This is a genomic window from Nocardioides sp. (genome assembly GCF_035481145.1).
Lineage (GTDB): Bacteria > Actinomycetota > Actinomycetes > Propionibacteriales > Nocardioidaceae > Nocardioides.
In genome coordinates this window covers 1-6,886 of the sequence record NZ_DATIHB010000031.1, presented here as the reverse complement: position 1 = coordinate 6,886, position 6,886 = coordinate 1, and the positions used below count along the sequence as shown (strand labels likewise).

Here is a 6,886-nt window from a genome sequence, read left to right as displayed (position 1 = left end):
GGCACGCTGCCGCTCTGCGACGTGGTCGCCCTGCCGCTCCTCTGCGCCACGAAGACCACCTCGGGTGGCACGACGAGCACCAACCCGCTCGACCAGCTCACCAAGAACCTCCCGAAGCTGCGCGGCGCACCCGAGCAGACCGCGCGCGTGTCGTACGCCGACCTGATGCGGTCCTACGACCCGGACCTCGTTGCCCTGCTCGTCCCGGGGGTGGCCCGATGATCACGCGGAGTACGAAGATCCAGCTGATCGTGTTCGCCTTCATCACGGTCATCGGGTGCGCGTTCGTCGGGGCGCGCTATGCCCAGCTCGACCGCTTCTTCTACGACAGCGCCTACGAGGTGACCGGTCACTTCGAGCTGTCCGGCGGCATCTACGACGGCGCCGAGGTCTCGTACCGCGGTGTGCAGGTCGGTGAGGTGACGGAGCTGCGCGCCACCCGCGACGGTGTCGACGTCGTGATGTCCATCGAGAGCGGCCACGACAGGATCCCGGCCGACACACTGGCCGTGGTCGCCAACCGTTCCGCGCTCGGCGAGCAGTTCGTCGACCTGCAGCCGCGCAGCGACGACAAGCCCTACCTGCGCGAAGGCAGCGAGGTCGTCGAGGCCGACACCCGGACGCCGATCGCGACGGCCACGTTGCTCGCCGACGTCAGCCGCACGGTCGCCGACGTCGACCAGGAGGCTCTCGGCACCGTCGTCAGCGAGATGGGGCTGGCCTTCAAGGACACCGGTGACGACCTCGGCACGCTGATCGACACCCAGGACCGGTTCCTGAAGACCGCGACCGAGAACTTCGACATCACCACGGCGCTGATCCGCGACGGCCGGACGGTCCTCGACGGCCAGCTGGCCTCGGCCTCGTCCATCCGCGGCTTCGCCCGCGACCTGGCGCTCTTCTCCTCCACGGTCCGCGGCTCCGACAAGGACATCCGCCTGCTGATCGACCGGGGCGCTGTGACCGCGACGGTGCTCAAGGAGTTCCTCCGCGACCACGGTGTCGAGCTCTCCGAGCTGATCAACAACCTGGTCACCACCGGTGAGGTCGTCAACCGCCACCTCCGCGGGCTCGAGACGATGCTGGTCGCGTACCCGTACGTCGTCCAGGGAGGCTTCACCGTGACCGCGAAGGACCCCGTCACGGGCCTGTACGACGCGCACTTCGGCCTGGTCTTCACGAACACCCCCTCGGTCTGCCACGACGGCTACCAGAGCACCGACCGCCGGGCGCCGAGCGACGGCAGCAATCGCCCGATGGTGATGGACGCCCACTGCGCCGAGCCGGCCACCAAGAGCAACGCACGCGGCGCGCAGCACTCGCCGCGCGACCGTCCGGCGCCGTCCGTCGATGCCGCGCCTGTGGTCGCCACCTACGACCGGGAGACGGGTAAGGTCACGTGGACCGACGAGGTTCCGGCAGACGGGCGTCGCACCGACGTCCCGGCGCCCACGAGCCTCGGGTCCGACACGTGGAAGTGGCTCTATCTGCAGCCGCTCGGCGAGTGACCACCTCCCTCGACAGGAAGTGACCGAATGACGCACGAGCCCGGCACTGCCGCGCGCCCGGGACGGCGGGTGCTCCTCGTCGTCCTCAGCCTCCTCCTCGCCGCGTCCGTTGCGCTCCTCGTGGTGCGCACGCTCCAGCACCGGGACGTCGAGGCGCCTCCGGGCGGTGGTTACGGCACCAGTGCCGAGCGGGCAGAGATCGCGGAGGTGGCTGAGCAGTTCGCACTCAACGTCGGCACCTACGGGCCCGACGACCTCAAGGACGGCACGATGCCGGACTACCAGCGCCGGGTCGGCACCCTGCTGACCACGAAGTTCCGCGCGACCTTCGAGGAGCAGGTCAAGGCGGTCGAGGCGATCGTCGCGCAGTCGAAGCTGCAGGTGAAGGCGAAGGTCAACGCAGTCGGGGTCGCCTCCGTGGACGGCGACAGCGCCACGGCCTTCGTCGCCTGGGAGACCACGGGGCGCTACGACAAGGGTGGCTACGGCGACCCGCGGCAGACCCGCTCGAAGGTCGAGCTGGTCCGGATCAAGGGGGAGTGGCGCGTGGACGACTTCACGCCCGTGACGGGGGAGGAGGCGAAGTGATCGAGCTGTATGCCGTCCTCGGCGTCGCCCGCGATGCCTCGACCGACGAGATCCGCGCTGCCTGGAAGGGCGCCGTCGCCGACATGGACCCGACGGACCCGAAGCTCAACGTCTTCAACCAGGCCGGAGCCGTGCTGCTCGACCCGGCCAAGCGGGAGAAGTACGACGCTGAGCTGGCTGCCGACGAGCTTCCCGACGGCGGCGACGCCGCCGGTCCTGGGCAGGGCTCTGCTGCCGCGACCTCGACTGCGGACCTGAGCGCGGGCGACGAGCCTGACGATGGTGACGTTGTCGCTGAACCTGCCGACGCTCGTGCGCCGCAGGGGCTGGCCGGGTCACCGGCCCTCCTGGTCATCCTCGCCGTGCTCACCGTTGTGGTGCTCCTGGCGGCGGTCTTCGCCGCCGGTCCCCTCGGGCGGGTGCTCCCGGCTGGCGGGGTACCGGAGTCGCAGCAGCGGCTTGTCGATGCAGCCGATGCCGCGGAGAAGGCAGCGGTGCCGGTGCTCTCCTACGACTACCGCCACCTGGCCCAGGACAAGAAGGCCGCATCGGCCCGGATGACCTCGTCGTTCCGCAAGGACTACGAGCAGACCTTCACGCTGATCGAGCAGAACGCGCCGGCGGCGCAGGCGGTGGTGGCAGCCACCGTGCTCGGCTCTGCGGTGGCGCGTAGCTCGGAGAAGGGCGTCGACGTCCTCCTCTTCGTGGACCGCCCGACCTCGCGCAAGGGTGCCAAGGAGCCGGTCGTCTACCGCGACCAGGTCACCTTCTCGATGCGCCTGGTCGACGGCGAGTGGCTCGTCGACGACATGCGGACCACGCGACCTGCTTGACCGGTGACGCTCCGGCGTTCATCATCGTCGTACCCTCCGGGATTTTCCCCGGTTGAGGGTTTGTGACGCGCGCGCATCTACGCTAACCTTCTTCTTTGCGTCTGCCCTCATATGCGGCCTGCCTCCAGGTGGCTGGTTCGTGGTCGGCGGCGCCAGATCACCGCGTTCCCTCAGAAGGACACCTCTTGGCCGCGCGCAGCTCCGCTGGTAACCCCCGTCGCATCTCCTTCGCGAAGATCACCGAACCTCTCGAGGTCCCGCAGCTCCTCGCCCTCCAGACTGACAGTTTCGACTGGCTGGTGGGCAACGAGAAGTGGCAGGAAGTCGTCCAGCGTCGCATCGACGCTGGCGAGGACGTCTCCACGAAGTCGGGTCTGACCGAGATCTTCGAGGAGATCTCCCCGATCGAGGACTTCTCCGAGACGATGTCGCTCTCGTTCGAGAACCCGGTCTTCTACGACCCGAAGTACACCGTCGAGGAGTGCAAGGAGAAGGACTTCACCTACTCCGCGCCGCTCTACGTCTCGGCTGAGTTCACCAACAACGAGACCGGCGAGATCAAGGGCCAGACGGTCTTCATGGGCGAGTTCCCGCTGATGACCGACAAGGGCACCTTCATCATCAACGGCACCGAGCGCGTCGTCGTCTCGCAGCTCGTCCGCTCGCCGGGCGTCTACTTCGAGCGCACCGCCGACAAGACGTCCGACAAGGACATCTACACCGCCAAGGTCATTCCCTCGCGTGGCGCCTGGCTCGAGTTCGAGATCGACAAGCGCGACATGGTCGGCGTCCGCCTCGACCGCAAGCGCAAGCAGAACGTCACCGTGCTGCTCAAGGCCCTCGGCTGGACCAACGAGCAGATTCGCGAAGAGTTCGGCCAGTACGAGTCGATGATGCTCACCCTGGAGAAGGACAACACCCAGGGCGAGGACGACGCGCTGCTCGACATCTACCGCAAGCTGCGTCCGGGCGAGCCGCCGACGCGTGAGGCTGCGCAGACGCTGCTCAACAACTACTACTTCAACCCGAAGCGCTACGACCTCGCGAAGGTCGGCCGCTACAAGATCAACAAGAAGCTCGGCACGCACGAGGCGTTCGACCAGCAGACGCTGACGATCGACGACATCGTCGCGACCATCCGCTACGTCGTGGCCCTCCACGCCGGCGAGGTTGAGCTGCCCACCGCGAGCGAGGCCGCTGACGCGGTGCCGACCCCGGTCGACGCCGACGACATCGACCACTTCGGCAACCGCCGCATGCGCACCGTGGGCGAGCTCATCCAGAACCAGCTCCGCACGGGCCTGGCCCGCATGGAGCGCGTGGTCCGTGAGCGGATGACGACGCAGGACGTCGAGGCGATCACGCCCCAGTCCCTGATCAACATCCGCCCGGTCGTCGCGGCGCTGAAGGAGTTCTTCGGCACCTCGCAGCTCTCGCAGTTCATGGACCAGACCAACCCGATCGCGGGCCTGACGCACAAGCGTCGCCTCTCCGCGCTCGGCCCCGGTGGTCTCTCCCGTGACCGCGCCGGCATGGAGGTCCGCGACGTCCACCCGTCGCACTACGGCCGCATGTGCCCCATCGAGACCCCGGAAGGCCCGAACATCGGCCTCATCGGCTCGCTCGCGTCGTACGGACGGATCAACCCGTTCGGCTTCGTCGAGACGCCGTACCGCAAGGTCGAGAACGGTGTCGTCACCGACCAGATCGACTACCTGACCGCCGACGACGAGGACCGCTTCGTCATCGCGCAGGCCAACGCGGTCCTGGACGAGAACGGCCGCTTCGCCGAGGAGCGGGTGCTCGTGCGCCTGCGCCAGGGCGAGGTCTCCGAGATCCTGCCCGAGGACGTCGACTACATGGACGTCTCGCCGCGCCAGATGGTGTCGGTCGCGACCGCCCTGATCCCGTTCCTCGAGCACGACGACGCCAACCGTGCCCTCATGGGCGCCAACATGCAGCGTCAGGCCGTCCCGCTCATCAAGAGCGACAGCCCGATCGTCGGCACCGGCATCGAGTACCGCGCCGCCGTCGACGCCGGTGACGTCGTCACCGCGTCCAAGGCCGGCGTCGTCAAGGACGTCTCCGCCGACGCCGTCGAGGTCATGAATGACGACGGCACGTACTCGACGTACCGGATGGCGAAGTTCCGCCGCTCCAACCAGGGCACCTGCATCAACCAGCGCCCGCTGGTGAGCGAGGGCGACCGCCTCGAGGCCGGTTCGCCGATCGCCGACGGTCCCTGCACCGACAACGCCGAGATGGCGCTGGGCACCAACCTCCTCGTGGCCTTCATGCCCTGGCAGGGCCACAACTACGAGGACGCGATCATCCTGTCGCAGCGCCTCGTCCAGGAGGACGTCCTCACCTCGATCCACATCGAGGAGCACGAGGTCGACGCCCGTGACACCAAGCTCGGCCCCGAGGAGATCACCCGGGACATCCCGAACGTCTCCGAGGAGGGTCTGGCCGACCTCGACGAGCGCGGCATCATCCGCATCGGTGCCGAGGTCTCGACCGGCGACATCCTCGTCGGCAAGGTCACGCCCAAGGGCGAGACCGAGCTGACCCCGGAGGAGCGCCTGCTCCGCGCGATCTTCGGTGAGAAGGCGCGCGAGGTCCGCGACACCTCGATGAAGGTCCCGCACGGCGAGTCCGGCACGGTCATCGGTGTGCGCGTCTTCGAGTCCGAGAACGGCGACGAGCTCAGCCCCGGCGTCAACCAGCTCGTCCGCGTCTACGTCGCCCAGAAGCGCAAGATCTCCGTGGGTGACAAGCTCGCCGGCCGTCACGGCAACAAGGGCGTCATCGCGAAGATCCTGCCGGTCGAGGACATGCCGTTCATGGAGGACGGCACCCCGGTCGACGTGATCCTCAACCCGCTCGGTGTTCCGCGTCGTATGAACATCGGCCAGATCCTCGAGCTCCACCTCGGCTGGCTCGGCAAGCAGGGCTGGCACATCGACGCCGACCTGCGCGACACCGAGTGGGCCAAGCGGCTCATCGAGATCGGTGCCGACGAGGCCGCGCCCAACACGAAGGTCGCCACGCCGGTCTTCGATGGTGCGCGCGAGGACGAGATCATCGGCCTGCTCGGCCAGACCACCCCGACCCGCGACGGCGTCCGCCTGATCGACGAGTCGGGCAAGGCGAGCCTGTTCGACGGTCGCTCCGGCGAGCCGTTCCCGGACCCGGTCTCGGTCGGCTACATGTACATCCTCAAGCTGCACCACCTTGTCGACGACAAGATCCACGCGCGCAGCACCGGTCCGTACTCGATGATCACCCAGCAGCCGCTCGGCGGTAAGGCCCAGTTCGGTGGCCAGCGCTTCGGTGAGATGGAGGTCTGGGCGATGGAGGCGTACGGCGCCGCCTACGCCCTCCAGGAGCTCCTCACCATCAAGTCCGACGACGTGCCGGGCCGTGTGAAGGTCTACGAGGCGATCGTCAAGGGCGAGAACATCCCCGACTCGGGCATCCCGGAGTCGTTCAAGGTTCTCGTCAAGGAGATGCAGTCGCTCTGCCTCAACGTGGAGGTCCTCTCGCAGGACGGCTCCATGATCGAGCTGCGTGACGCCGACGAGGACGTCTTCCGCGCTGCGGAGGAGCTGGGCATCGACCTGTCCCGTCGCGAGAACCCCTCTGTCGAAGAAGTCTGAGTGAGTCACGCGTACGCCGGGTGACCGGCGTACGCGTGGCCCTCGGTCATCAAGTCTTTTCTCTTCAGTACTAACGAAGGACACAAGCCAAGTGCTCGACGTCAACTTCTTCGACCAGCTCAAGATCGGCCTGGCCACCGCGGACGAGATCCGCGGATGGAGCCACGGCGAGGTCAAGAAGCCGGAGACCATCAACTACCGCACGCTCAAGCCCGAGCGTGACGGCCTCTTCTGCGAGAAGATCTTCGGTCCCACCCGGGACTGGGAGTGCTACTGCGGCAAGTACAAGCGCGTGCGC

Annotated in this window: 5 protein-coding genes and 1 pseudogene; all 6 read left to right on the top strand. The window is 67.6% G+C overall.

What is annotated here, in order from left to right:
* The coding region (locus VLF38_RS02685; RefSeq protein ID WP_325269750.1) for a hypothetical protein at positions 1–222 on the top strand (222 nt) is incomplete at its 5' end.
* Positions 219–1,508: an MlaD family protein gene (locus VLF38_RS02680; protein WP_325269749.1), complete on the top strand. Its 1,290-nt coding sequence runs from the start codon at positions 219–221 to the stop codon at positions 1,506–1,508. The genes VLF38_RS02685 and VLF38_RS02680, both read left to right, overlap by 4 nt.
* Before the next feature lie 27 nt (positions 1,509–1,535).
* Positions 1,536–2,096, top strand: a complete 561-nt coding sequence (locus tag VLF38_RS02675) for a hypothetical protein (RefSeq protein WP_325269748.1) — start codon at positions 1,536–1,538, stop codon at positions 2,094–2,096.
* Complete coding sequence (locus VLF38_RS02670) at positions 2,093–2,929, top strand: hypothetical protein (RefSeq protein ID WP_325269747.1); 837 nt, start codon at positions 2,093–2,095, stop codon at positions 2,927–2,929. Before VLF38_RS02675 ends, VLF38_RS02670 begins: the two co-directional genes overlap by 4 nt.
* 185 nt (positions 2,930–3,114) lie before the next feature.
* Positions 3,115–6,588: a DNA-directed RNA polymerase subunit beta gene (rpoB, locus tag VLF38_RS02665; RefSeq protein ID WP_325269746.1), complete on the top strand. Its 3,474-nt coding sequence runs from the start codon at positions 3,115–3,117 to the stop codon at positions 6,586–6,588.
* Between the two features lie 91 nt (positions 6,589–6,679).
* Positions 6,680–6,886: pseudogene (locus VLF38_RS02660) on the top strand (DNA-directed RNA polymerase subunit beta); the annotation flags it as partial.